This window comes from Streptomyces sp. NPDC047515 (assembly GCF_040643055.1).
Lineage (GTDB): Bacteria > Actinomycetota > Actinomycetes > Streptomycetales > Streptomycetaceae > Streptomyces.
The window spans coordinates 70,540-95,922 of the sequence record NZ_JBEYTM010000025.1; the positions used below are offsets into that span (position 1 = coordinate 70,540).

Below are 25,383 nucleotides of genomic sequence, written 5' to 3' on the forward strand. Positions count from 1 at the left end.
GTCGGCCCGCGCGCCGCTCACTGGCCCACTACCTGAAGGAGGTCCTGCCGCTGATCGAGGAGGCCGACGAGCGGGAGGCCGCTGTGCATGCGCGGGCGGCGGAGCGGTTCATGAAGAGGCTCCGGCCCGATGAGCCGGAGGTGCGGGGGCGTTGCTCCCAGGAGTGGGGCAACGTCAACTCCAACGACTGGCGGTGGACCGGGGCCGTTCCTGATCGCGGCATGACGGCCGCGTGGCGTACCTTCCACGTCCATGACCGACATCGACAAGCTCACCGGCCTGTTCACCGCGCTCGGCGCCGACGACGCCGCGGGCTGGGCCGACTCCGAGGCCGAGGAGAACATTCCGCAGCTCGCCCGCTACCGGTTCCTGCGCATGGTCTGGCAGGACATCGACGGGTGGAGTGCCGCGGCCCCCGACTGGGTCGAGGCGTACCGGAAGGACGGGCTCGCCGGTGGCGCCGTCGAGCGGGCGCTGGCCCTCGGTCTGACCGCCGACGACCTGGGGGAGATAGCCCGAGAGGTGGCGAAGGAGACCGCGTTCGGCCTTCTCTACGGGCTGGCCGACCCGGCCGACGGCGACCTCCCGCCCGAGGTGGAGCGACAACTGCCCGGCTGGTGCCTGGCCGAGCTGTCGCCGCAGGGCGAGCCCACGGGGCGGATTCTGGACGCGCTGTACGAGGACTTGGACGAGACCGAGCCACAGGGGCCCGCGGGAGGCGTGCGATGACCGCGTTCGACGTGAGTGAGCGGCTTATCCGGGAGGGGCGGGCCGAGAGCTACGCCCGTCCGGTGTGGTCGAACGGGCCGGGTTCCCGGGCCCGCGTCCGACACGCAGCTGGGCCCGGACGGCGAACCGTCCGGGCCCAGCTCGTGCCTGCCGCCTGCCGTCAGTTGCCGGAGACGGTGACCTTCTCGTCGTTGTTGAGCTGCTCCACGAGCTGCTTCACCTTGGCCTTGTCCCAGACCAGGTTGCCGCCGGTGGAGCCCGAGATCGGCATGTTCATCGACGTGCCGTCACCACCCGTGACGCCCTTCATGGCGAAGAACATCTGCCCCAGGGACCAGAGCGACATGTCCTTGTCCACGATCAGGGTGTCCAGACCGGCGCCCATCGTCGGGTAGAACTTGAACGGGTTGAGGATCGTGGACGGCGTCGCCGTCTGGCTCGCCAGCGCCGCGAGGAACTTCTGCTGGTTCTTCGTACGGGCCAGGTCCGACTCGGCGAACGCGTACCGGGTGCGGACGAAGGCCAGCGACTGCTCGCCGTTCAGTGTCTGCTTGCCCGCCTTGAAGTCGGCGCCGGACTTCTTGTCCTTGAACCCCTTGGGGATGTCCAGCTCCACCCCGCCGATCGCGTCCACGATCTTGGCGAAGCCGCCGAAGCCGATCTCGACGTAGTGGTCGATGTGCAGCCCGGTGTTGAACTCGATGGTACGGACGAGGAGTTCGGGGCCGTCCTCGGCGTACGCGGCGTTCAGCTTGGTGAACCGGCCGCGGGCCGGGTAGAGCTTGCCGGAGTCGGAGCCCTTGTACGAGGGGATCTCGACGTTCGAGTCGCGCGGCAGGGAGATCAGCGTCGGGCCGTTCGACCCGTCGTGCAGGATCATCATCGAGTCGGTGCGCTTGCCCTCGGCGGAGCCGGTGTGCAGCCGCTTCTTGTCCTCGGCCGTCATGCCCGCGCGGCTGTCGGAACCGACGATCAGGTAGTTGGTGCCGTCGCCGCCCTTCGGCCGCTCGATGACCTTGGAGAGGTCCACCTCGCGCTTGAGCTTGGAGTCGGCCCAGAAGTACGTGCCTATGGAGACCGCGAGCACCACGACGACCAGGGACAGCGTGCCTATCTTTATCCGGCGGCGCCAGTCCGGCGCCGGGCGCCCCTGGAGGTGACCGCCGTCCCCCCGGCCGCCGCCGCCCGTGCCGTTGCCCCGGCCGCCGCCGTTGCCGCCGCCGTAGACCTGGCCCGTGTTGTAACCGCTGTCGTAGCCCGCTCTGTCGTCGTAGCCGCCCGAGTACTGCTGCTGCTCCGCCTGGCGCGGGCGGGGCGGAGCGGGGCGCTGCTGCGGCGGCGCGGGACGCCGCTGGACGTGCGGCATCGCCCGGGCGCCCTCGGGCCGCTCGCCGGCGCTGCCCTGCCCGTAGCGGTTGCCGCCGCGGTTGTCGTCGGACCATCCCTCGGGCCAATCGTTCATGCGGTCCAGTGTGCAGGCCGGGTACCCCGCTCTTACAGGGGGCAAGGGAAATCGCGTCAGGGCTGTTGCGAAGCTGATGCATTGCCGCCGACCGGAGGCCCCCGCATAAGGTGGACGGTATGACAGATCAGGCCCTGCGCCCGGAGGGCGACATTCCGGGCAAACCGACCGCCGCTTCCCGGACCACCCTCAGCCACATCATGACCGGCAGCGACACCAACCTGCTGGGTACGGTGCACGGCGGCGTGATCATGAAACTGGTCGACGACGCGGCGGGCGCCGTGGCCGGTCGGCACTCCGGCGGACCCGCGGTGACGGCCTCGATGGACGAGATGGTCTTCCTGGAGCCGGTCCGCGTGGGTGACCTTGTTCACGTCCGCGCCCAGGTGAACTGGACCGGCCGTTCCTCGATGGAGGTCGGCGTCCGTGTCATGGCCGAGCGGTGGAACGAATCCACCCCCGCCCAGCAGGTCGGCAGCGCGTATCTGGTGTTCGCCGCGGTCGACGCGGACGGCAAGCCCCGCCCCGTACCGCAGGTGATACCGGAGACGGAGCGCGACAAGCGGCGCTACCAGGAGGCGCAGATCCGGCGCACCCACCGTCTCGCCCGGCGCCGGGCGATCAAGGAACTGCGCGAGAAGCGCGTGGCGGACGGGATCGACGCCTGAGAGCCTGTCGGGCGGCCTCTGATCGGGCGGCCACGCCCTGGCACGTACTCCCCCAAGGCCTCAAGGGCCAGGGGGGACCCCCTCCCGCGTTGTCGAAATGTCCTAGTAGCTCCATCCCCGAACTCTCAGCTTCGTTCGAGCAGGGGAGACCCCATTCGAGGACATCCCGGCGCCTTGGAATCGCACGCACCAGACCGCGTCCGCTGTCCGATCGAAGGCCGCCCGACAGGCTCTGAGCCGGACCGGCACCCGGGAGAGCGCCGTCCCGGGGCGGGCCGGCCCCGAGCCCGGCCCGCCCGAGATCAGGGGCAGGCCACCTGGTCGCCCGTGACCGTGCCGAACTCGCCCCGGTTCGTCTCCGCGCCCCGTACCGTCCGCACCTTCTCGAAGTCCGTGCCCGCCGTCACCTTCAGCATGGCGCCCTGCCCCTTCACCGCCCGCAGCTCGGCCCCGGGCAATGCGACGGCCAGGGACTTCGCGGACCGGTCCCAGCGCGGGTCGTAGGTGATCAGGGTGCGCTTGAGATCACTCGGTTCGCCGTTCAGCGGGGCTCGCGTGGTGTCGAAGCCGGTGGCGCGCAGTGCGTCGTCGACCGTCTTGCCGAGCCCGTCCTTCGGGGTCCCGTTGTAGACCTGGACCCGGATCCGCTGCGGGGCGACATCGACCTGCACGGACTTCGGCTGCCCGGAGCGTTCCGGGGCGAGCGGCTTGTCGTCGCGCAGCGCCTCGAAGAGCTTCTTCGACTTCGGCTCGTCCCACCTGACCGTGGAGCCGATGCCCTTGACCGGGAAGGCGAGGTTCCCCAGCGGTACGGAGGTGAACTCGGACGAGGCGGGGGAGAAGCCGCGCATCGCCTGGCCGAGCTCCAGCATCTGCTCCGTTCCGAAGCCCTTGTCGGCCCGGACCGAGCGGAGCATCGTCGAGGCCACGTCCCGGAACTTCACCGGGTTCAGCAGCACGCCGCTGCTGGTCGCCTGCTTGATCAGTGAGGCGAGGAACTTCTGCTGGCGCTGCATCCGGCCCAGGTCGGCGGCCCCGTCGACATGCCGGGAGCGGACGAACTGGAGCGCCTGCCCGCCGTTCAGTTCGTGGGTGCCCGCGGCGAGATCGAGACCGGTGTACGAGTCCTTCATCGGCCGGGCCGTGCAGATCCGCACCCCGCCCAGGGTGTTCACCGTCTTCATGAAGCTGGTGAAGTCGACCTCCAGATAGTGGTCGATCTTGATGCCCGTCATCTGCTCGACGGTCCGCACGGTCAGACCGGGCCCGCCCTCGGCGTACGCGGCGTTCAGCTTCAACGGGTGGGCGGCGTGCGTCTCGCCGGTGTTCTGGTCCTTGTGCTCCGGGATCTCCGCGTAGCTGTCGCGCGGCAACGAGACGACGCTCGCGCGCTCCTTGTCCGCCGACAGGTGCACCAGCATGACTGTGTCGGTGCAGTTGCAGGGCGCACCGCCCAGCCGGTACTTCTGCTTCTCCTCCGCGGTGATCCGGTCGCGGCCGTCGGTGCCCACGAGCAGCAGATTCATGCCGTGACCGGCCCGGGGCCGGTTCTTCATGTCCTTGAACGGGTCGATCCGGTCGATCCCGGTCTCCAGGCTCGTCACCACCGCGTGGCCGATCCCTCCGGCACCGAGGACCAGCACGGAAATGCCGGTCACCACCCGCATGCCCCAGCGCGGCCGCTCGTCCTGCTTTCTGGGCCTGCGCTGCGGCGGGACTTCGCGGTAGCGCGGCGAACGGGGGGAGGGGTGCGTTGTGGGCACGGGGGGAACCTCCGTGGTACAGGGGGGACCGTTCGCACAGTAGGCCCATATGATCTGCACTCCGCCGAGCGACCCGGCGGCGCGCGCCCGCGTCCCCCATTCGCGGTAACGTGGCGGCCGAATATCACCGCCCGGTGGGGTGCGAACCCCCGGCGCCCCCGAGGACCACCCGAGGACCACCATGTCTGCCGCGCAGCACCCCGCCGTCTCCGTGATCATGCCGGTGCTCAATGAGGAACGTCATCTCAGGAACTCCGTCCGGCACATCCTGGAGCAGGAGTACGCAGGTGAGATGGAGGTGGTGATCGCGCTGGGCCCCTCCACGGACCGTACGGACGAGATCGCCGCGGAGCTGGTGCGCGAGGACCCCCGCGTCCACACCGTCCCGAACCCGACCGGCCGCACCCCGGCCGCCCTCAACGCCGCGATCAAGGCCTCCCGCCATCCCATAGTCGTGCGGGTCGACGGCCACGGCATGCTCTCGCCGAACTACATCGCGACGGCCGTCCGCCTCCTGGAGGAGACGGGTGCGCAGAACGTGGGCGGCATCATGCACGCCGAGGGTGAGAACGCCTGGGAGGACGCCGTGGCCGCGGCCATGACGTCGAAGATTGGCGTCGGCAACGCGGCCTTCCACACCGGCGGCCAGGCGGGCCCGGCGGAGACCGTGTATCTCGGTGTCTTCCGCCGCGAGGCCCTGGAGAAGGCGGACGGCTACAACGTGGAGTTCATCCGCGCCCAGGACTGGGAGCTGAACTTCCGCATCCGCGAGGCGGGCGGACTGATCTGGTTCTCGCCCCAGCTGAAGGTGCAGTACCGGCCGCGGCCCTCCGTACGAGCGCTCGCCAAGCAGTACAAGGACTACGGCCGCTGGCGGCATGTCGTCGCCCGCTATCACTCCGGCTCGATCAACCTGCGCTATCTGGCGCCGCCCACCGCCGTCTGTGCCATCGCGGCGGGCATCGTGGTCGGTGCGGTCGTGACCCCGTGGGCCTTCGTCGTCCCCGCCGGGTACGTCGCGGCGATCGTCGCCGGGTCCGTACCGGCGGGCAAGGGCCTGTCGCTGAAGGCGCGGGCCCAGATTCCGGTGGCCCTCGCGACCATGCACATGTCGTGGGGGTACGGCTTCCTGACCAGCCCGCGCTCGCTGGCCAAGAAGGTCATCGCCAGCCGGCGCCCGGCCGTCACCGTCTGACCGTCGTCCGGCGCCCGGCCGTCACGGCATGACCGTCGGCCGGCGGCCGGCCGACGCCGCACAGCCGCCGAGACGGTGTGGGGGCCTTCCGATCCGTCGGAAGGCCCCCACCGTGCGTCGTGCCCGTTACGGCGCTACCAGCCGAAGCCCTGCTGAATGTCCATGCAGGCCGTTTCGTCGTCGCCGTTCAGGGCGCGGGCGCTCTCCGGGGTCTTCTCCTCGGCGCTGGGCGCGGGATAGTCGCCGTCCTCGCGCCAGTCGGCCCCCACGGTCAGGGTGATGCCGGAGACGGCGGTCGACTTCTTCACCGCAGAGAGCGGGATACCGAGTGCCTTGGCGACGGCCTGGGCATTGCCCTGCATGTCCACGCTGGGGAAGAGCACCCCGGTCCGCGCCGCCGCGTCGGTGTTCTGCGAGTCGATCGCGGCCTGGGTGAAGCCCTTGCCGACCAGCAGGTCCTTGACCGCCGAGGCGCGGCCCTTGACCGGGTACGCGGTGTCGGTGCGCGTTCCGTTACGGACGCTGACCGGGATCTCGGCGACGGGGGCGGTGGGCTTCTTGGCGGCCGGCGCCTTGCGCTTGGACGCCTTGCCGTCCAGCGGGACGTCGTCGCGGACCATCTGGAACAGCTGATCGGCGTCGCCGGGCTTCGGGAGGACCCGCTCCGCGTTCACGCCCGTCCCGTAGACGTTCGGCATGGTCGTCATGGTGATGCGCTTGGTCGGCGCCTTCTTGAGCTCTTCCGCGAGGTCGTACAGCTTCTTGACCGTGTCGAGGCCGTTGTCGACCGTCAGCGCGTTGGTCGCGGCCTCGGCGAGGCCCATCAGCTTGCCCGGGTCGGTGAGCTTGGTGCCCTTGCGCAGCTCACGGACCATCGAGTTCATGTACATGTGCTGGGCGTGGGTGCGGCCGAGGTCGGTGCCGTCCTCGAAGCCGTAGCGGGTCCGCAGCCACTGGAGGGCCTGCTTGCCCTTGATCTTCGTGGTGCCCTTCTCCAGCTTCAGCCCGGAGCCCTTGCCCGCGCTGGTGTGGGAGTAGACGTTGCCCTTCACACAGACCGGGACACCGCCGATCGCGTCGGCCATCGAGACCACACCGGAGAAGTCGATCATCATGAAGTGGTCGATGGTGATGCCGGTGAGCTCGTACCAGGCGGCCACCGTGCATCCGGGGCCGCCGCGGCCGAGCGTCTCGTTGGTCATCGCCAGGCCCGTGGTCGCCGGGTAGACGTGTTTCGTCTTCGGGTCGGTGCACTTCGGGACCTTCAGCAGCGTGTCGCGCGGCATGCTGACCACCGACATGTTGCTGCGGTCCGCGGAGAGATGGAGCAGCATCTGTACGTCGGCCAGCGGCGGGGCCCCGAAGGTGTCCTTGGCCCCGCCGAGCTTCTGGTTCTCCTTGGAGTCCCGTGCGTCCGAGCCGATGAGCAGGATGTTCAGCGGCGTCTGACCGGCGGAATTGGCCTTGTGGTCGGCCATCTTCTTGTCACCGAGCGTCAGGTCGGCCTTCTTCAGGTTGCCGTTGAGGTGCTGGTAGTAGAGGTATCCGGCCCCCGCGCCGCCGACTATGAACAGCGTGAGAACCGCGGCGACCCAGCGCAGCACCCGGCGCTTGCGCTTCCTGCCGTGCCGCTTCTGCCCGCCGAGCCGGTGACCGTCGTCCGCCGCGCCGGACTGCCGGCCGTCGTCGGCGGAGTCCGGAGAATTCCCCGGCGCATCCTCGTAGAGCCCGTCGTCCCAACCGAGTTGACCGGCGTGCCGGACGCGTGGTCGCGTCTCCTCTCCGGGTGTACCGCTCCGTCCCACCAGGACCCCCTGTTACTCAGACTCGTGGTTTGGCGCAGTGACCCGGTGTCACTTGGCGCACTCTGCCTTGTCGGCGTTTGCCTGCTGAATACCGTCCGGCACCTTTGCCGGTCCTGTGACGGGGATGCCCGCGCCCTTGAAGTCGGCGCCCAGGGTCAGCACCATTGCCTGGAGCCCCTCGGCGTCCGTGGTGCCCTTCTTCAGGGCCGAGCCGGGCAGGCCCATCATGGCGGCCAGCGCACGGGCCTGGTCCGCCTGGTTCGGCGCGTACTCCAGCGTCGTCTTCTTGATCTTCGCCGGGGCGTTGGCCTTGTTCGTGGACTTGAGCACGCCCTCGTTGTTCTGCAGCCAGACGACGGTCTTCTGCGCGCCGCCGTCGACCTCGCCGCCGTTGTACACATCGACCCGTACGTCGGCCGCGGCGGCCTTGGGGCCCTTGAGGAGAGCGTCCTGCTTGCTCTTCGCCTTCTTCTTCTGCGCCTTCACCTCGGTCAGGGAGGTGTCCTCGCGCATCATGGCGAACAACGGGTCGGCCTTGGCCGTGTTCAACACGACGGTGGCACGGATCTTCTCGGCCGGGTTGTCCAGCACGGGCACCGTCGTGAAGGTGATGTTCTTGGTGTTGACCTTGGCCAGTTCCTGGGCCAGCGAGGCCAGCTTCTTCCCCGTGCCGATGCCGGTGTCGACGGTGAGTGCCTTGGTCGCCGCGTCCGCCAGCTTGAACAGCTTGGTCGGGCTGGTCAGGGTGTCGTCCGACTGCATCTGCCGGATCATCGAGGCGATGAACTGCTGCTGGACCTTGATCCGGTCCAGGTCGCTCTCGTTGCCGAAGCTGTGCCGGGTCCGCACGAACGCCAAGGCCTGCTCGCCCTGGATCCTGTGCTCACCCGCCGGCAGGTCCAGATGCGAGTCCTTGTCCTTGACCGGCTTGGCCAGACAGATCTCGACACCGCCGACCGCGGTGGACAGCTCCTTCACCGCGTTGAAGTCGACCATCATGAAGTGGTCGACCTGCAGGCCGGTGATCGCCTTCACCGTCTCCATGGTGCAGCCGGGGTTGCGGCCTTCCTGGCCGAGGCTCTCGTTGAAGCGGACGTTCGGCGTCCCCGGAATGACCTTCTCCGAGCCGTCCGGCTGTTTGGCCTTGCAGTCCGGGATGTCGGTGATCATGTCGCGCGGGATGCTGAGCGCCGTCGCGTTGGTCCGGTCCTTGGAGACGTGGAAGAGGATGTTGGTGTCGGCGTGGCCCACGCTGCCCTTGTCGCCGTATCCCTCGTTGCCCTTACCGGTGCGCTTGTCGGTACCGATGATCAGGATGTTGACCGGGGCGTTGTTGTCGAAGACGTTCTTGTTGCCGGCGCTGCCGACGTCGACGGTGTTCAGGTTGCCGTTGAAGTGCTGGTACAGCGCGTATCCGGCCACCGACAGGCCGACCAGTACGAACGCCATCGTGCCGCCCGTCCACAGCAGCGCCTTCTTGCGGCGCGCCTTCGGCGCCTTGCGGCTGCGGCGGCCCGCCGTCTCGCCGTGACCGGAACGCTCCTGGCCGCGCGGGCCGTTGGTCGAACGGCGGCCACGCTGTCCCGGCACCGCGCCGCGCGGACCCGACCCCTGCTTGTCACGAGCCGGACCCCGGCGTTCACCACCGCCGTCACGAGTCGTGGTTCTGCGCTCGCCGTCACCGTCGCGGACCGGTTCTCTGCGACGGGGGATACGCGGGGCCGACGGCTGTGAAGTGCCGGCCGAATCCCCTCCGGAATGATTCAGTCGCAGTTCGTAATCACCGGTGTGCGGGTTGAGGACCCACTGGTCTGCGGGGTCGAATTCGTCCGCCCGCCCACGGCTTTGCGCATCCACGGTTGCTTGAGTCCTCCGTCGGTGCCACGCGAGGCGCCTCCCCCGTTCAGGCGCTCGATCTTTCGCTCCGGAAGTGCGCGGCCCGAAGGCCGGAAGCACCGGATCGCGTCACACTATCGGCCCAGTTCGACGTCGAGCGACGAGCGTGACAAATTCCACGGTTCTTACAACTGGTCATTCTGCCCATTACGCGCCGATCACCGGCTTCTGCTTGGGAATTGCTTTACCGCTTGCACAGGTCGGCCGCCGCGTTGTTGCCCGAATAGGTCGGTGTGGGGTTCGGGCCCGCGGCGTCCGGTGTTCCGGTCGCGGCATTGTTTTTCCCGGTGTTCTTCCCGTTGTCGTTCTCAAGTCGGTCCGCCGGGACCACCGTGACCGGAGCGTCGTCGCGCAGCCGCTTGAAAAGCCGGTTCGCATCGGGCTGGACGAGTTCGTCCCGGTTCGGGTCGGCGGCGTACGGCTGCCGGGGCACGGTCAGGAACTGCACCCTGTCGGTCGGCACGTCGCGCAGGCCGCGCACCAGGTCGTACAGGTCCTTGAGGCTGTCCAGCCCCGGATCCGTGGTCAGCGACTTGGTGGCGGCGTCCAGTACCGGGTAGAGCCGGGTCGGATTGAGCAGGACACCATTGCTCTGCACCTTGTTCACCAGCGCGCCCAGGAACTGTTGCTGGCGGTCCATGCGTTCGGTGTCGCTGCCGTTGCCGATCGACTTACGGGCCCGTACGTACCCCAGGGCCTGTTCGCCGTCGAGCTTCTGGCGTCCGGCGGGGAGCTTGAGGTGGGCGTCGGGGTCGTCCACCGGCTTCTTGAGGCAGACCTCGACGCCGCCCACGGCGTCGACCATGTCCTTGAAGCCGTTGAAGTCGACGACCATCTGGTGGTCGATCCGGATGCCGGTCAGCTTCTCGACCGTACGGATCGTGCAGGCGGTGCCGCCGAACTCGAAGGCCCAGTTGAACTGGGCGAATTGTTTCTTCGTGGCCGTACCGTCCGCCTTGTGGCAGACCGGGATCCACACCATCAGATCGCGCGGCAGGGAGATCGCGGTGGCACTCTTCCGGTCCGCTGCCAGATGCAGCAGGATCGTGGTGTCCGAGCGCTGGCTGCCGCCGTCGTCACGACCGTACTCGCGGTTGTCACCGGCCCGGCTGTCGGATCCGATGAGCAGGATGTTCTCCGCGTCGTGCACCACGGTGGCGGGCCGCTCCCGCTCGTACGTCTTGAGTTCGGCGGCCGCCGAGGTGTCGGTCCTGATGTTGCCGTCGAGCTTCCGGTACAGCCACCAGCCGCCGCCCGCCGCGACCAGGACGACGAGCGAGACGCCGAGCGCGGTCCAGCGCAGCCAGTGGTGCCGGTGCCCGGCGGGGGGTTCGGAAGAGACGCCGGAGTCGTCCCCCGCCGGCGATCTGCCCTCGTCCGTGGCCGAGTCGTCGGAGTCCTCCGGCGGGCCGGCGCTTTCGCTCACGTCTGCGTCCATCCTTCACGTTCGGCGGCGCGCTGGGCCGCCGGTCGCAGGAGTAGACGGCTGAACCTCACGCTTGGTTGTGTCCCGAGTGGTCTGTACCGCCGATCATGTACCGGAGTTGACGCGCAGCCCCGAGGACTCGGCCCGCTATGGGCCGGACGAGTGGTCCTCAGGGCGCCTGTCATACCGCGGTGTTGGTGACCCGTTCACTTTCGACGCGCTTCGCCAGACCGTCCTCGCCCAGCTGCCCCAGGTGCCGGCACAGGACCACGGACCCCCCGGCGGCCAGCGGCGCGAACAGCCCCGCGCTCAGGCCTTCCCAGGTGTCGTACGTACGGCCCGTCAGCAGCCGCGACCCGGCGGCCAGCCCGAGACCGGCCGCGTCCTCGTGGGCCCGCGCCACCAGTTCCGCCGCCGTCAGCTCGACCCCGCCCACCACGAGCGCGGGAGCGTCCGGGTCCACCGGCGCGAACGGGGCGAACCGGTCGCCCTGGCCCGGCACCTCGACCGCGTAGTCCGCGAAGCCCCCGGGCGCCTGCGGGAACCTGCCGCCGAGCGGGCGCAGCGCCAGGGCGACCCGCTCGCCGCGGCAGGCGCGCGCGGCCTCCAGCGTGTCCGGACCGCTGACGACGAGATCGGCGCCGGCCGGATCGCCCTGCACATCGGCGATCACACCGACCGAGGAACACGCCAGCAGCCAGACCGCGGACTGCCAGTGCGCGGGCAGCAGCAGGGCAAGCCGGTCGCCGGGTTCCGCGGCGAGATCGCCCTGCAGGAGATTGGCGGTCTTGGCCACCCAATTGGCGAAGGTGGCCACCGACAGTTCGACGCGTTCTCCGGTGGCGTCGTCGTAGAAAGTGACCAAGGGGCGGGCCGGATCCGCGGCGAGCGCGGAACGCAGCAGGTCGGCGGGGGTGCGGTCGGTGGCGTTCATCCGCGCAAGGGTACGCGGCGGCGCCGGGCCGGGCGGGATCGGCGGGCGCCGGGTACACCGGTTGGCCAGACGGCCCGTCAATTGTGCGGGGACACCCCGGTAGCCGGAGTTGTCACAGTGTGCCCAGGATCATTCGTATGCGTTCCTTCCTTGCATCCTCGATCGGTGTCACCTGCGCGGCGGTACTCGTACTGCCGCTGGCCGCGCCCGCGAGCGCCGCCCCGGACACCTCCACCGCCCCCGCCGGGTCCGCCGAGCCCTCCGACACCCCGGGCTCGACGCAGTCACTGCCGTTGTCGCCCCTGTCGGCACCGTCCGACGAGACCACCGGCGAACCCACCCGGACCACCGCGGCCGCCGAACAGGGGCTGCTCGAACGTGACGTCCGCTCCTTCTCCCTGGTCGGCGTCGTCTGGGACGACCCGGACACCGAACTCCACGGCACCGTCCAGGTCCGTACCCGAGCCCTCGGCACCGCCCGCTGGTCCGACTGGCAGGACCTGGAGACGCACAACGCCGAGCACGCCGCCGACCCCGGGACCACCGAGCGCGAATCCGGCACCGTCCGCGGCTCCACCGCTCCGCTCTGGGTCGGCGAATCGGACGGCGTCTCGGTCCGCGTACGTTCCAAGACGCCCGATCCGCAGGACCGGACCGACTCCGCCGCACCGCTGCCCGCCGGTCTGCGCCTCGAACTCGTCGACCCCGGCAAGGACCCGCAGCAGGTCCCCGCGGCGGGTTCCGAGTCCTCCGGCGACGCCGAGGACAGCCGCACCACAGCGCTCGACGGCCGCGTGCTCCCCGCCCTGAGCAAGGCGGAGTCCGAGGCGCGCGGCGAGGCGGAGGCCGGGCTCACCCCCGGTGCCCAGCCGTACATCGGACCCCGGCCGCGCATCATCACCCGCAAGGGCTGGGGCGCCGACGAGAAACTCAGGGAGCGCTCCTTCGTGTACACCAAGACCGTCAAGGCCGCGTTCATCCACCACAGCGCCACGGGCAACAACTACACGTGCTCCCAGGCACCCGCCGTCCTGCGTGGCATCTACCGCTACCACGTCAAGAGCAGCGGCTGGCGGGACATCGGCTACAACTTCGCCGTCGACAAGTGCGGAAACATCTACGAAGGACGCGCGGGCGGCGTGACGAAGCCCGTCCTCGGAGCGCACACGCGCGGCTTCAACGCCAACAGCATGGGCATCGCGGTGCTCGGTACCTTCACCGGGTCGAACCCGTCGGCCTCCGCGGTGAACGCCATCGCGAAGCTCACCGCCTGGAAACTCGGCCTGTTCGGAGCCGATCCGAGCGGCAGGACCACGCTCGTCTCCGCCGGCGGGAACAAGTTCAAGAAGGGCACGAAGGCCACACTCAACGTCATCTCCGGCCATCGGGACGGCTTCGCAACCGAATGCCCCGGAGCGCGTCTCTACAAGAAGCTCGGATCGGCCCGGACCAGTTCCGCCCGTCTGCAGGGCCGCTGACCGGATCACCGTGAGAGACCACCGCGGGCCGCTGACCGGGGACGGCCGAACCGGGCCGAACCGGACTGCATACACTGGCCAGCCGAAACCGGCCGGGCCCCACCAGGAAGCAGAGTCAGCGCTGTGACAGAGGCAAGAGAAGCGATCCTCCTGGTCGGCGGCAAGGGAACGCGGCTGCGCCCGCTCACGGTGCACACCCCCAAACCCATGGTTCCGGCGGCGGGCGTCCCGTTCCTCACGCACCAGCTGGCACGTGCGCGAGCCGCCGGGGTCGAGCACATCGTGCTCGCGACGTCGTATCTGGCGGAGGTCTTCGAACCGTACTTCGGGGACGGTTCGTCGCTCGGTCTGCACATCGAGTACGTCACCGAACGCGAGCCGCTCGGCACCGGCGGAGCGATACGCAACGTCGCCTCCCGGCTCACCTCCGGGCCCGACGAACCGGTGCTCATCTTCAACGGCGACATCCTCACCGGCCTCGACATCCAGGCGCTGGTCGCCTCGCACACCGTCTCCGGAGCGGATGTCTCCCTCCATCTCACCCGGGTCGAGGACCCGCGCGCCTTCGGTCTCGTGCCGACGGACGCCGACGGCAGGGTCACCGCGTTCCTGGAGAAGCCCGAGACGCCCGAGGAGATCGTCACCGACCAGATCAACGCGGGGGCGTACATCTTCCGCCGTCGGGTCATCGACACCATCCCGGCCGGCCGGCCGGTCTCCGTCGAGCGCGAGACCTTCCCCGGACTGCTCGCCTCCGGCGCGCACCTCCAGGGCATGGTCGACTCCACGTACTGGCTGGACCTCGGCACCCCGCAGGCCTTCGTGCGCGGCTCCGCCGACCTGGTCCTGGGCCGCGCCCCGTCCCCGGCCGTCCCCGGGCGCTGCGGCGACCGGCTCGTCCTGCCGACGGCCTCCGTGGCGGCCGACGCCAAACTCGGCGGCGGTACGGTCATCGGCGAGGGCGCGCTGATCGGCGCGGGGGCCCGGATCGTGGGTTCGGCGGTCCTGGCCGGCGCGGTCGTCGAACCGGGGGCCGTGATCACGGACTCACTGGTCGGAGCCGGTGCCAGGATCGGCAGCCGTACGGTGATGGAGGGCGCGGTCATCGGGGACGGGGCCCGGATCGGCGCCGACAACGAACTGCGCGACGGCATCCGCGTCTGGTGTGGGGCGGTCCTGCCGGACGCGGCGGTGCGCTTCTCGTCCGACGAGTAGCGCGGCGAACGGTCCGCCGCGCAGCCGCCGATGCGCTCATGGCCCCCACGGGAAGCCGTTACCCTCGACAGGCACCCCTGACGACCGAGGACCTCACCGTGGCAGGACGATTCGCACCCCGCAGCGCCTCTCGCGCGGCCGTCCCGCACCAGGCGGCGGCTCCGGCGACGGACGCGCTGACCCGCGACTGGACCCCGCCCGGCCCGCTCGACCTGCGCCTGGTCCTCGGGCCGCTGCGCCGCGGCCCCGCCGACCCCACGTTCCGGATGACCCCGGACGGCGCGGTCTGGCGGACCGGCCGCACACCCGCCGGCCCCGGCACCCTCCGCGTCACGGCCCGGGACGGCCGGATCGAGGCGACGGCCTGGGGACCGGGCGCGTCCTGGCTGCTGGACCGGCTCCCCACGCTGCTCGGCGCCACGGACGACCCGGACGCCTTCCGCCCGCGCCACCGGCTGCTCGCCCTGACCCGGCACAGCCGCCCCGGCCTGCGCCTGCTGCGCACCGGACTGGTCATGGAGTCCCTGATTCCGTCGATCCTCGAACAGAAGGTCACCACGGACGAGGCGTACCGGGCCTGGCGTCACCTGGTCCGTGGGCACGGCACCCCGGCGCCCGGCCCCACGGACCACGCCGCGTTCACCGCTCTCGGCCTGCACGTCATGCCGGACGCCCGCACCTGGTCGCTGATCCCGTCCTGGGAATGGCACCGCGCGGGCGTCGACTCCACACGCTCGGCCACGATCCTGCGCGCGGTACGGGTGGCCCGCCGCCTGGAGGAGGCGGCGGCCATGGAACTCCCTCAGGCCATGGCCCGCCTGGAACTGATCCCGGGCATCGGTCCCTGGACCTCGGCCGAGACCCTCCAGCGGTCGAACGGCGCGGCCGACGCGGTGACGGTCGGCGATCTCCACCTCCCCGGCATCGTCGGTCACGCGCTGGCGGGCAACCGGGACGCCGACGACGAGGAGATGCTGGCCCTGCTCGCCCCCTACGAGGGCCAGCGCCACCGGGCGACCCGACTCATCCTGCTCTCGGGCCGCACCCCGCCCCGCCGGGCCCCGCGCATGACCCGGGGCGACATCGCCCGCCTGTGACGGGGAGACGCCCCCGCCCCCGCCTCACCGCACCGTGACGAACCCCTCCGGGTCCCGCCCCGCCCGCGCGACAGGCGCGCTCGCCGGACATCCCACGGCGACCGCCCCCAGCGGATCCCACGAATCCGGCAGCTCCAGCACCTCGCGCACCACCTCGCGGCAGAACATCGTCGACGACACCCAGGCCGAGCCGAGTCGCTCGCCCGCCAACGCCACCAGGAAGTTCTGGATGCCGGCCCCCGCGGCGACGACGAACATCTCGCGCTCCGCGGTGTCCCGCCGCGTGTCCCCGTACGTGTGGGAGCCGTCCATCACCAGGCACGGCACCACCAGATACGGCGCCCGGCGCAGCACGTCGCCCCGCCGCACCCGCTTCGCGACCGACTCCTCGCTCCGGCCGTCCCGGCGCAGGTCGGCGATCCACGCCTCCCGCATCGCGTCGAGCAGCCGGGTCCGGGCCTCCTCGGACTCCAGCAGGACGAACCGCCACGGCGTCGTGTGATGCGGCGCGGGCGCCGTCACGGCCGCGGCCACGGCCCGCCGCACCGCCCCGGGATCCACCGGTTCGTCGGTGAACTCGCGCACCGTGCGCCGCTGGGTCACCGCTTCCCGTACCGCCTCCGAGGTACCGAGCCGGAACATGTCGTCGGCCGCGACCCGCACCATCGCACGGGCCCCGCCCGCGGAATCCGTCGGGTCCACGACATGGCCGAGGCCCCGGACCACGGCGACGGGCAGTCCCGAGGCCTTGCCCTTGACCAGGTCACCGGCCGAGGCCAGCTCATCGGCGGTGGCGACCACCGTCGCGCTGAGCGGATTGCCGTACGCGTCCGTACCGCCGCGCAGATCGTCCAGCACCAGGACCCCGGCCGCGCCGATCGCGACATCGGTCAGCCCGTTGCGCCACGGGCGCCCGAAGGTGTCCGTGACGACGACCCCGACGTCGACGCCCAGGGTGTCCCGCAGCCCGTCCCGGATCGCCCGCGCCGATCCGTCGGGGTCCTCGGGCAGCAACAGCACTGTTCCGGCCGGGGTGTTCGAGGCGTCGACACCGGCAGCGGCCATGACCAGACCCTGCCGGTTCTCGACGATCCGGAGCGCGCCACGCCGCGCCACCACCCGTACCGTCTCGGCGTCGATCGCGGCCTCCCGGTCGGTGGCCTCGACGATCCGGCCCTCCGCCTTGGAGACGATCTTCGAGGTGACCAGCAGGACATCGCCGTCGGCCAGCCCCGGTTCGGTCGCGGCGATCAGCTTCGCCAGGTCGTCCCCGGCCCGCACCTCGGGCATCCCGGGCAGTGCCCAGACGCGGTAGGAAGGTGCGGGAGCGGAACCGGAGTGCTCGGCGCTCACGCCCGTACCTCCTCGGCCAGCGCCAGCGCACGCCGGGCCATCTCCGCCGTCGCGTCGACATCGGTCATCATCAGCGGCACCGCCCGGCAGCGGATGCCGGCGGCCTCGACCTCGTCGACGGCCCCGGCGTCCACGGTGTCGACGAGCCATCCGTCGAGCAGCCCGGAGCCGTAGTGCCGGGCCACGGCCGACGCCGTCGACTCGACGCCCACCGCGGCGAGCACTTTGTCCGCCATGCCGCGCACGGGCGCGTCCCCGACGATGGGGGAGAGTCCGACGACCGGCACCCCGGCCTCGGCGATCGCCTCCCGGATCCCGGGCACGGCCAGAATGGTCCCCACCGACACGACGGGGTTGGACGGCGGGAAGAGGATGACGTCGGCCTCGGCGACGGCCTCCAGCACGCCGGGCGCCGGCTTGGCCTGCTCGGCGCCGACCGGCACGACCGCCTGCGCCTCGACCGAGGCGCGCAGCTTCACCCAGTACTCCTGGAAGTGGATCGCCCTGCGCTCGCCGTCGATGTCGACCGCGACATGCGTCTCGACCCGGTCGTCGGACATCGGCAGCAGCCGTACTCCCGGCTTCCAGCGCGCGCACAGCGCCTCGGTGACGGCGCTCAGCGGATAGCCCGCGCCCAGCATCTGGGTACGGACGATGTGCGTCGCGAAGTCACGGTCGCCGAGCCCGAACCACTCGGGTCCCACACCGTACGCCGCGAGCTCCTCCTTGACCTGGAAGCTCTCGTCCGCACGCCCCCAGCCCTGCTCCTCGTTGATGCCACCGCCGAGGGTGTACATCACGGTGTCGAGATCGGGGCAGACCTTCAGCCCGAACAGATGGATGTCGTCGCCGGTGTTGCCGATGACCGTGATGTCCGCGTCGGGCGCGGCCTGTTTGAGGCCACGCAGAAAACGAGCACCACCGATACCGCCGGCCAGAACCACAATGCGCATGCTCAACAGTCTGTCAGGCGGAGCCCGGTCCTTGTGGGGGTGGTGGTGGGCAACGGGTGGGCTGCCAGGCGGAGCCTGTGCTTTGTGGGGTGTCAGGCGGGTACGGCATCCACGGCCGTCGGGGCGCACTGCGCGGCGTGCATCGGCATCTCGGTCAGGCCCGGGTAGTAGACGTGCAGACTGACGGCCGGTTCGAGGGAGTCGTTGACCACTTCGTGCACATAGCCGGGTGCGAAGACGCGCTGGGCGCCGGGTTCCAGCGTCCGCGCGCCGCGTCCGGCGTGCTCGGTCAACCGGCCTTCCAGGACGGTCAGTACACCGGAGGACAGGCCGTGGTCATGACGGCCGGTGCCCTGGCCCGGCACCCAGCTGAGCAGCCAGACCTCGTATCCGGGTCCGGTGCGCAGCCGGTGGTACCAGCGGGTGGTGGTGTCGTAGCGGACGAGCGGCGCCCACTGCGCGCGGTCGGCGGCGATGGAGCGGGCGAGTCCGACGAACTCGGCCACGGTGGCGGGGTGCTCGCGGGCCGGCTGGAGGAGGTGCTGGACCTCAAGGATGTCGCCGGCGATCTGAAGGTCGCTGTCGCTGTTCATGGAAGCGGTGGTTCCTCGGCATGGGGGGTGCATGTGCGGGGTGTCGCGAAGACCGGAGAGCCGGGGAAGCGCAGAGGGAAAGGTCTGAGGAGACGCTCTGCGAGAGGGCTCGACGGAGAGGAGCTGGATCAGAGCCGGTGCCCTGGGGGCATCAACAGCTGTGACAGCTGGAACAGCAACAGCGGGCCTGGACAGCGCTGCGGAACCCACGGACGTGGGTGGCGTACATCGCTGCGGTCGCTGGCATGCAGTCAAGGAGACCGGCTCGATCCTCCACTGTCAACCTGATGCCCTATTTGGGCGTAATGTTTCGCCTCATCCGGTTACTGGACCGGGGGAAAGGTTTGTGCGGTCATCGCGGCGGAGATGTGGCGCATCGACCGCGGCCGTAAACGTCGTTGGCGCCCCGTGACCCGACTGTGATCTTGGTCGCTCAGGTGATCGAATCGAAACATGAAGGCGGGGCCGGTCGTCTCACTCGGTGAGAGAGGGGGTGCGGTGAGGCGCATGGCATATGTCAGGTTTTTGGTGATTTGCACACTTTCCGCATACCCTTGGTTCCGCAGAGTGAATACCGGGGCCAATAGCAGATCTTCGCTTGACTGGCCTGGAGATACACACTTGTAATTTCACTCGTGTCGTTCGGCCGCAATCAGTAACGGCTGCATCACGGGGACGCAAGAGACAGACGAGGGGCGCACATGACCGAGCTGTTCCAGCAACTGCTGGTCGAGGACGCGGACGAGGAACTCGGCTGGCAGGAGCGCGCGCTGTGCGCCCAGACCGATCCCGAGTCCTTCTTTCCCGAGAAGGGCGGATCCACCCGCGAGGCCAAGAAGGTCTGTCTCGCCTGTGAAGTCCGGTCCGAGTGCCTTGAGTACGCCCTTTCCAATGACGAGCGGTTCGGAATCTGGGGCGGCCTTTCCGAGCGTGAACGGCGCCGCCTGAAGAAGGCCGCCATCTGACCGCGAACCGCTCGACAGCGGACCGCCGCGACAGCGGACCCGCGGCAGGCGGACCACCGTGACAGCAGAACAACAGAACGCGTGACAGCGGAACAACAGAACAAAGGAAGGCCCGGACCACGCACCGGATCACCACGACCCATTCGCCGGACGCGCGTGGGAACGCGTACCGGACCCGTCGACCGACCATGGCCCGCCGCCTGCACCCCGCCCGCAGACGACGGGCCATAGCCGCGCCCGCGGCCCCTCCTGGTCGCCCCCGTTCAACCGCTCGGCGCCATCGTGGTTGTCCGTACCGTTAGTGTGGGGCCCCGTCCGAGACGCGCCAACGCCCCGACGGAGCGCGCGTGTACACCGATGCAGCCCCCGGGGGGACGCCCCCCGGACCCGGCCGGAGGGCCCGTACCTCGATGTCCGTGCACAGCCAACCGACGGCGCCGTACGCGGCCGCCGCCGCCCCAGAGTTCCCCCGGCATGTCGTCACCGCCGTGCTCGTCTCCCATGACGGCGCACGCTGGCTGCCCGACGCGCTCGCGGGACTGCTCGGGCAGGAACGCCCCGTACAGAACGTCGTCGCCGCCGACACCGGCAGCGCCGACGACTCCGCGCGGCTGGTCACCGAGGCGCTCGGCGCCGAACGCGTCCTGCACCTCGCGCGCCGTACGAGCTTCGGCACCGCCGTCGACGAGGCGACCCGCACGGCCGGCGTCCTCACCCCCGAGGACCTGCCGTACCTCAAGCGCCCCGACAGCTGGGACCCCGTCAGCAGGACCTGGCGCGACGACGCGTACGACCTGCCCGACCTGCCGCACGGCGAACCCGTGCAGTGGCTCTGGCTGCTCCACGACGACTGCGCACCGGAGCCCGACGCGCTCGCCGAGCTGCTGCGCGTCGTCGACACCGACCCGCACGCCGCGATCGTCGGCCCCAAACTCCGTGGCTGGTACGACCGCAAGCAACTGCTCGAAGTCGGCGTCTCCATCGCCAACAGCGGTCGCCGCTGGACCGGACTCGACCGGCGCGAGCAGGACCAGGGACAGCACGACCAGGTCCGTACCGTGCTCTCCGTCTCCACCGCGGGCATGCTGATCCGCCGTGACATCTGGGAGGAGCTCGGCGGGTTCGACCGCAGGCTCCCGCTGATGCGTGACGACGTCGATCTGTGCTGGCGCGCCCACACCGCCGGACACCGGGTGCTTGTCGCCCCCGACGCCGTCCTCAGGCACGCCGAGGCGTCCGCCCGCGAGCGCCGCCCCATCGACTGCGCCGGCCGCTCGGTCGCCTCCCCGCACCGCGTCGACAAGGCCGGTGCTGTCTACACGATGCTGGCCAACGCACGCGCCAAGGTCCTGCCCTGGGTGCTGCTCCGGCTCGTCGTCGGCACGCTGCTGCGTACCCTCGCCTATCTCGTCGGCAAGGTGCCCGGCCAGGCCCTCGACGAGGTCGCCGGGCTCTTCGGCACCCTGCTCCGCCCCGGACGGATCCTCTCGGCCCGGCGCGGCCGGGGCAAGGGTGCGGTCGACCAGACCGAACTGCGCGGACTCTTCCCGCCGCCCGGCGCCACCGTCCGCGCCACCGTCGACCAGGTCGCCGGAAACTTCGGCGGCGGCTCCGACGCCGATTCGGGCGGCTCCCGGCACGGTGCCGTGGAGTCCGGCCCCGGCGGTGACGACGCCGACTTCCTGGAGATCGAGCAGTTCGCGCGGCTGAAGCGGATCGGGCGCAAGCCGGGCCCGGTGCTCTTCGCCGTGCTGCTGCTCGTCTCGCTCGTCGCCTGTCGCGGCCTGCTCGGCGGCGGGGCGCTCGCGGGCGGTGCGCTGCTGCCGGCCCCCGCGGACGTCTCCGACCTGTGGGGCAGGTACGCGGACGGCTGGCACACGGTCGGTACGGGCGGCACCCAGACCGCGCCGCCCTACCTCGCCGTGCTCTCCGTGCTGTCCGCGTTGTTCCTCGGATCGACCGGCTTCGCGCTCACGCTGCTGCTGGTCTGCTCGGTCCCGCTCGCCGGACTCACCGCGTACTTCGTCTCCCGGCCGCTGCTCCAATCGAGGCTGCTGCGGGCCTGGGCGAGCGTCGCGTACGCCTTCCTGCCGGCGGCGACCGGCGCCCTGGCGACGGGCCGCCTCGGCACCGCCGTACTGGCCGTCCTGCTGCCGCTGATCGCCCGTGCCGCCGTCTCCGCGCACGGCATGCGCGCCGGTGGCGACCCCCGCGGCAGCTGGCGTGCCACCTGGGCGTACACCCTGCTCCTCACCTTCGCGATGGCCTTCACCCCCATCGTCTGGCCGCTCGCCGTGGTCCTCGGCATCGGCGTGCTCGCACTGCGCCGCGACGACATCGCGGCGTACGGGCTCCGCTTCCTCGCGACGATCGGCACACCACTGCTGGTTCTCGCGCCCTGGTCGCTCTCGCTCCTCGCCGACCCGTCCGCGTTCCTGAAGGAGGCGGGCCTGGACATCGGTACGGGCACGGCCTCGGCCCTCGATCTGCTCGGCATCAGCCCCGGTGGCCCCAAGGCCGCGGGCGGCGTGCTGCTGCTCGGCATCGTGTTCGCCGCGCTGGCCGCGCTGCTGCGCGGGGAGCGGCAGTTCGCGGTACGCACCGCGTGGGCCGTCGCGCTCGTGGGGCTGGTCTTCGCCGCTCTCGCCAATGGCTCGGGCTGGGCGGGCCCCGCCACCCTCGTCTACGGCATCGCGCTGATCGCCGCCGCGCTGGTCGGCGCGGACGGCGCCCGGGTCCGTGTGGCCGAGCTCAGCTTCGGCTGGCGCCAGCCCGTCGCCGCACTGATCGCCGTCGCCGCGGGCCTCGCCCCGGTGCTGGCCGTCGCGGGCTGGATGATCGGCGGCGCCGCGGGCCCGCTGGAGCGCCGCGACCCGGTGCAGGTGCCCGCTTTCGTCGCGGAGGAGAGCACCACCCGCGACCAGCCGCGCACCCTGGTCCTCGGCGGCACCTCGTCCGCCAGCGTGTCGTACACCCTGGTCCGCGGCTCCGGTGCGCGGCTCGGCGACGCCGAACTGGTCGAGGCGGGCGGCAGCAACAGCCACCTCGACAAGGTCGTCGCCAATCTGGTCGCGGGCTCCGGTGCCGACCAGGGCAGCCAGCTCGGCGGCTTCGCGATCCGTTACGTACTGGTGCGGGACGGCGCTCCGAAGGAGATGAGCCGAGTCCTCGACGCCACCCCGGGGCTCAGCCGGCTCAGTCAGCTGGACGGCAGTGCGCTGTGGCGCGTCGACCGGCAGGTCGCCCGGATCATGATCGTCCCCTCCGGCACCGACGGTGAACAGCTGCCCGTGGGCTCCCTCCCCGTCGAGGCACACACCAAGATCCCGGCAGGCGGCTCCGGCCGGACGCTGCGGATCGCCGACGCCGCCGATCCCGGCTGGGAGGCGACGCTCAACGGCCGGGCCCTGACCCGGAAGACCGTCGACGGCTGGGCCCAGGGCTTCGAGCTTCCCACCGAGGGCGGCACGCTGGACCTCACGTACAACACCCCGATCACCCACACCGCCTGGGTCTGGGCCCAGACCGCGCTGGCCGTGGTCCTGCTGGTCCTCGCCCTTCCGGGCCGCCGCCGGGAGATCGACGACGACCTGCCCGAGGAGGCCACGACGGTTCCGGCGGAGCCGGTCGCGGGAGAGGGACGCCGGGCGCGCAGGCTCCGGGCGGCCGTCCAGGCCGAGGCCGAGGCCGCGTCGGAACCGGCCGGGAACGGACATGCCGAGGAGGCACCGGAGACGGTGGGGGAGTACGTCCCGGCGGAGCAGGCGGGTGAGCACATTCCCGCACAGCAGACGGCCGAGCCGCAGCCGCCGCACCCCGACAGTGGCCAGGACGTCTTCGCCGCGCAGTCCGACAGCGGCCAGGATGCCTTCGACGCGGCCGACAGCGGCCAGTACGCGGCGGTGCCGCAGCAGCAGTACGGCGAATGGGGCGCGCCGCAGTCCCAGGGCGCCGACTACCAGCAGTACCAGGGCGAGCAGCAGTACCAGGACGGCCAGTACGGCACGCAGCAGGATCACCCGGCGACCGCCGACCCGTACCAGCACCAGGCCTACGACCCGTACGGCTACGCACAACAGCAACAGCAGCAGTCGTACGACCCGCAGGCCCCGTACGCCGCGCAGACCCAGCAGTACGACCCGCAGGTCCCGTACGACCCCCAGGCCCCGTACGACCCCCAGGCCCCTTACGGCCGGCAGAACCAGTACGACCCGCAGAACCCCGACGAGAACGCCCCGGGCCAGAACCCGTGGCCGACCGGTAACGCATCGCGAGGCGAGTCCGAGTGAAGTCCACCAGCCTGTCCCTCATCGCGGGCACCGTCGCCCTCGCCGCCGTCACCGGATTCGCCGCGGTCACCGTGCCCGGCGACGGGGGCACGACGGAGGCGAAGACCGCCACGCGACTGCCCGTCGAGCGGTCCAGCCTGCTCTGCCCGGCGCCCGGTCTCTCGGACCTCGCGGAGACGACGTACACGTCCTTCACCCCGACGGGCAGCGGCGGCGGTGAAGCCGGTACGGCCGAACTGAAGCAGTCCACGGCCGCGGACGCCACGGGCAAGGACGCGGGCAAGGACAAGAAGGACAAGAAGAAGGCGGATTCCGGCAAGCCGGTCGTCTCCCTCAAGGAACCCGGCAAACCCGCCACCGCCGACGCGTCCGGTGCCGGCGCCCCCGCGCTGGTCGGTACCGCCACCGGCCGTCTGGCCCCCGGCTGGACCGCTCAGCAGACCACGACCGTCGAGGCGGGCAGCGGCCGCGGTCTGCTCGGCGTCAGCTGCACCGTGCCCGACACCGACTTCTGGTTCCCGGCCGCGAGCACCGCGAAGTCCCGCGAGGACTACGTCCACCTCACCAACCCCGACGACACCGCAGCCGTCGCCGACATCGAGCTGTACGGTCCGGACGGCAGCCTCAAGTCCGACGTGGGCGAGGGCATCACGGTGCCCGCCCGGTCCAGTGTCCCGGTCCTGATCTCCACGCTGACCAGCGAGGCGGCCGAGGACGTGACCGTCCACGTCACCACCCGTACCGGGCGTGTCGGCGCGGTCGTCAGGACCTCGGACGAGGAGACCGGCAGCGACTGGCTGGCCGCCTCCGCCGACCCCTCGGGCACCCTGGTGCTCCCCGGTATCCCCGCGGACGCCACCTCGGTCCGCCTGGTGGCCTTCGCACCCAGCGACGACGACGCCGATCTGACGGTGAAACTGCTCGGCAAGAACGGGGCGATCTCCCCGGTCGGGCACGAGAACCTCCACGTCAAGTCGAGGATGACCGCGGGCATCGACCTGAAGGACGTCACCAGGGGCGAGGCCGGCTCCCTGCTGCTGACCCCGGTCCGGAGCGGGAAGTCCACCCCGGTGGTGGCCGCACTGCGCGTGGTCCGCGGCAAGGGCTCCGGGCAGGAGGTCGGCTACATCCCGGCGACCGGCCCGGTGGGCGCCCAGGCGACCGTGGCCGACAACCGGGCCACGGGATCCACGCTCTCGCTCGTCGCACCGGGCGCCGGCGCCACCGTGAAGGTCACCGCCTCCGCGGGCAGCGAGGGCGGCGAACAGGTCGTCAAGACGTACACGGTCAAGGGCCGTACGACGCTCGCGGTCACCCCGCCCGTACCGTCGGGGCTCAAGGGCGGCTACGCGCTGACGGTCCGGACGGAGTCGGGCGGCCCGGTGTACGCCGCGCGCACGCTGAGCATTCCGCGGAACGGCGTCCAGATGTTCACCGTGCAGACCCTGCCGGACGACGGAGCAACGGTGGAGGTGCCCGCGGCCGTCCAGGACCTGGCTGTCCTGGACGACTGAGAGCCTGTCGGGCGGCCTTCGATCGGACAGCGGACGGCCCCGGCGGAA

At 70.9% G+C, this 25,383-nt stretch carries 18 protein-coding genes; 9 read left to right on the top strand and 9 right to left on the bottom strand.

Going from position 1 to position 25,383, the window contains the following annotated elements; all coding sequences use genetic code 11:
* The first annotated feature begins 252 nt into the window (after window positions 1-252).
* A complete protein-coding gene (locus tag ABZ826_RS21375; protein WP_361450366.1) occupies window positions 253-729 on the top strand; it encodes a hypothetical protein in 477 nt (158 codons plus the stop codon).
* A gap of 160 nt (window positions 730-889) precedes the next feature.
* On the opposite strand, the gene ABZ826_RS21380 is transcribed toward ABZ826_RS21375, so the two are convergent.
* Window positions 890-2,191 (bottom strand): LCP family protein, encoded by a 1,302-nt coding sequence (locus tag ABZ826_RS21380; protein WP_361450369.1) that lies wholly within the window; start codon window positions 2,189-2,191, stop codon window positions 890-892.
* 119 nt (window positions 2,192-2,310) lie between these two features.
* On the opposite strand from ABZ826_RS21380, the gene ABZ826_RS21385 reads away from it, so the two are divergent.
* Window positions 2,311-2,859 carry an acyl-CoA thioesterase gene (locus ABZ826_RS21385; protein ID WP_361450372.1) on the top strand — a complete coding sequence of 183 codons (549 nt, stop codon included), beginning with the start codon at window positions 2,311-2,313 and terminating at the stop codon, window positions 2,857-2,859.
* Between the two features lie 302 nt (window positions 2,860-3,161).
* Here the strand turns inward: ABZ826_RS21385 and ABZ826_RS21390 are convergent, their stop codons facing one another.
* Complete coding sequence (locus tag ABZ826_RS21390) at window positions 3,162-4,526, bottom strand: LCP family protein (RefSeq protein WP_361450466.1); 1,365 nt, start codon at window positions 4,524-4,526, stop codon at window positions 3,162-3,164.
* Window positions 4,527-4,803: 277 nt separating this feature from the next.
* Between ABZ826_RS21390 and ABZ826_RS21395 the strand changes: the two genes are divergently transcribed.
* Window positions 4,804-5,817 (top strand): glycosyltransferase family 2 protein, encoded by a 1,014-nt coding sequence (locus tag ABZ826_RS21395; protein ID WP_361450375.1) that lies wholly within the window; start codon window positions 4,804-4,806, stop codon window positions 5,815-5,817.
* Window positions 5,818-5,951: 134 nt separating this feature from the next.
* Here the strand turns inward: ABZ826_RS21395 and ABZ826_RS21400 are convergent, their stop codons facing one another.
* The 4 genes from ABZ826_RS21400 to ABZ826_RS21415 form a co-directional block, all read right to left on the bottom strand.
* Window positions 5,952-7,622, bottom strand: a complete 1,671-nt coding sequence (locus ABZ826_RS21400; RefSeq protein ID WP_361450379.1) for an LCP family protein — start codon at window positions 7,620-7,622, stop codon at window positions 5,952-5,954.
* 48 nt (window positions 7,623-7,670) lie between these two features.
* Complete coding sequence (locus ABZ826_RS21405; protein WP_361450383.1) at window positions 7,671-9,479, bottom strand: LCP family protein; 1,809 nt, start codon at window positions 9,477-9,479, stop codon at window positions 7,671-7,673.
* A 223-nt stretch (window positions 9,480-9,702) separates the two neighbouring features.
* A complete protein-coding gene (locus ABZ826_RS21410; RefSeq protein WP_361450385.1) occupies window positions 9,703-10,944 on the bottom strand; it encodes an LCP family protein in 1,242 nt (413 codons plus the stop codon).
* Between the two features lie 181 nt (window positions 10,945-11,125).
* Window positions 11,126-11,878: a TIGR03089 family protein gene (locus ABZ826_RS21415; RefSeq protein WP_361450388.1), complete on the bottom strand. Its 753-nt coding sequence runs from the start codon at window positions 11,876-11,878 to the stop codon at window positions 11,126-11,128.
* Between the two features lie 137 nt (window positions 11,879-12,015).
* Here ABZ826_RS21415 and ABZ826_RS21420 point away from each other — a divergent pair, with 137 nt between their 5' ends.
* From ABZ826_RS21420 to ABZ826_RS21430, 3 genes are all read left to right on the top strand, one after another.
* A complete protein-coding gene (locus tag ABZ826_RS21420) occupies window positions 12,016-13,356 on the top strand; it encodes an N-acetylmuramoyl-L-alanine amidase (RefSeq protein WP_361450391.1) in 1,341 nt (446 codons plus the stop codon).
* A 123-nt stretch (window positions 13,357-13,479) separates the two neighbouring features.
* On the top strand, window positions 13,480-14,571 hold the full coding sequence (locus tag ABZ826_RS21425; protein ID WP_361450394.1) for an NDP-sugar synthase: 1,092 nt from the start codon (window positions 13,480-13,482) through the stop codon (window positions 14,569-14,571).
* Window positions 14,572-14,669: 98 nt separating this feature from the next.
* Window positions 14,670-15,668 carry a DNA-3-methyladenine glycosylase 2 family protein gene (locus tag ABZ826_RS21430; protein ID WP_361450397.1) on the top strand — a complete coding sequence of 333 codons (999 nt, stop codon included), beginning with the start codon at window positions 14,670-14,672 and terminating at the stop codon, window positions 15,666-15,668.
* A 24-nt stretch (window positions 15,669-15,692) separates the two neighbouring features.
* Here ABZ826_RS21430 and ABZ826_RS21435 read toward each other — a convergent pair whose 3' ends face one another.
* From ABZ826_RS21435 to ABZ826_RS21445, 3 genes are all read right to left on the bottom strand, one after another.
* Window positions 15,693-17,021, bottom strand: a complete 1,329-nt coding sequence (locus ABZ826_RS21435) for a coenzyme F420-0:L-glutamate ligase (protein WP_361450400.1) — start codon at window positions 17,019-17,021, stop codon at window positions 15,693-15,695.
* A complete protein-coding gene (gene cofD, locus ABZ826_RS21440) occupies window positions 17,018-17,974 on the bottom strand; it encodes a 2-phospho-L-lactate transferase (RefSeq protein ID WP_361450403.1) in 957 nt (318 codons plus the stop codon). The genes ABZ826_RS21435 and cofD overlap by 4 nt, the downstream gene beginning before the upstream one ends.
* Before the next feature lie 92 nt (window positions 17,975-18,066).
* Window positions 18,067-18,567 (bottom strand): cysteine dioxygenase family protein, encoded by a 501-nt coding sequence (locus ABZ826_RS21445; protein WP_361450406.1) that lies wholly within the window; start codon window positions 18,565-18,567, stop codon window positions 18,067-18,069.
* A 701-nt stretch (window positions 18,568-19,268) separates the two neighbouring features.
* On the opposite strand from ABZ826_RS21445, the gene ABZ826_RS21450 reads away from it, so the two are divergent.
* The 3 genes from ABZ826_RS21450 (at window position 19,269) to ABZ826_RS21460 (ending at window position 25,335) form a co-directional block, all read left to right on the top strand.
* Window positions 19,269-19,532 carry a WhiB family transcriptional regulator gene (locus ABZ826_RS21450; protein ID WP_003968728.1) on the top strand — a complete coding sequence of 88 codons (264 nt, stop codon included), beginning with the start codon at window positions 19,269-19,271 and terminating at the stop codon, window positions 19,530-19,532.
* 410 nt (window positions 19,533-19,942) lie between these two features.
* Window positions 19,943-23,821, top strand: a complete 3,879-nt coding sequence (locus tag ABZ826_RS21455) for a glycosyltransferase (protein ID WP_361450409.1) — start codon at window positions 19,943-19,945, stop codon at window positions 23,819-23,821.
* The gene (locus ABZ826_RS21460) at window positions 23,818-25,335 is read left to right on the top strand and encodes a DUF5719 family protein (protein WP_361450412.1); all 1,518 of its coding nucleotides are present in this window, start codon (window positions 23,818-23,820) and stop codon (window positions 25,333-25,335) included. The genes ABZ826_RS21455 and ABZ826_RS21460 overlap by 4 nt, the downstream gene beginning before the upstream one ends.
* The last annotated feature ends 48 nt before the right edge of the window (window positions 25,336-25,383 follow it).

Excerpts from the sequence above, each read along its gene's own strand:
- ABZ826_RS21420 (WP_361450391.1), top strand. The coding sequence starts at position 12,016 with ATGCGTTCCTTCCTTGCATCCTCGATCGGTGTCACCTGCGCGGCGGTA.
- cofD (WP_361450403.1), bottom strand. The coding sequence starts at position 17,974 with ATGCGCATTGTGGTTCTGGCCGGCGGTATCGGTGGTGCTCGTTTTCTG.
- ABZ826_RS21450 (WP_003968728.1), top strand. The coding sequence starts at position 19,269 with ATGACCGAGCTGTTCCAGCAACTGCTGGTCGAGGACGCGGACGAGGAA.
- ABZ826_RS21380 (WP_361450369.1), bottom strand. The coding sequence starts at position 2,191 with ATGAACGATTGGCCCGAGGGATGGTCCGACGACAACCGCGGCGGCAAC.
- ABZ826_RS21375 (WP_361450366.1), top strand. The coding sequence starts at position 253 with ATGACCGACATCGACAAGCTCACCGGCCTGTTCACCGCGCTCGGCGCC.
- ABZ826_RS21390 (WP_361450466.1), bottom strand. The coding sequence starts at position 4,526 with ATGCGGGTGGTGACCGGCATTTCCGTGCTGGTCCTCGGTGCCGGAGGG.
- ABZ826_RS21455 (WP_361450409.1), top strand. The coding sequence starts at position 19,943 with ATGTCCGTGCACAGCCAACCGACGGCGCCGTACGCGGCCGCCGCCGCC.
- ABZ826_RS21395 (WP_361450375.1), top strand. The coding sequence starts at position 4,804 with ATGTCTGCCGCGCAGCACCCCGCCGTCTCCGTGATCATGCCGGTGCTC.
- ABZ826_RS21415 (WP_361450388.1), bottom strand. The coding sequence starts at position 11,878 with ATGAACGCCACCGACCGCACCCCCGCCGACCTGCTGCGTTCCGCGCTC.
- ABZ826_RS21385 (WP_361450372.1), top strand. The coding sequence starts at position 2,311 with ATGACAGATCAGGCCCTGCGCCCGGAGGGCGACATTCCGGGCAAACCG.
- ABZ826_RS21445 (WP_361450406.1), bottom strand. The coding sequence starts at position 18,567 with ATGAACAGCGACAGCGACCTTCAGATCGCCGGCGACATCCTTGAGGTC.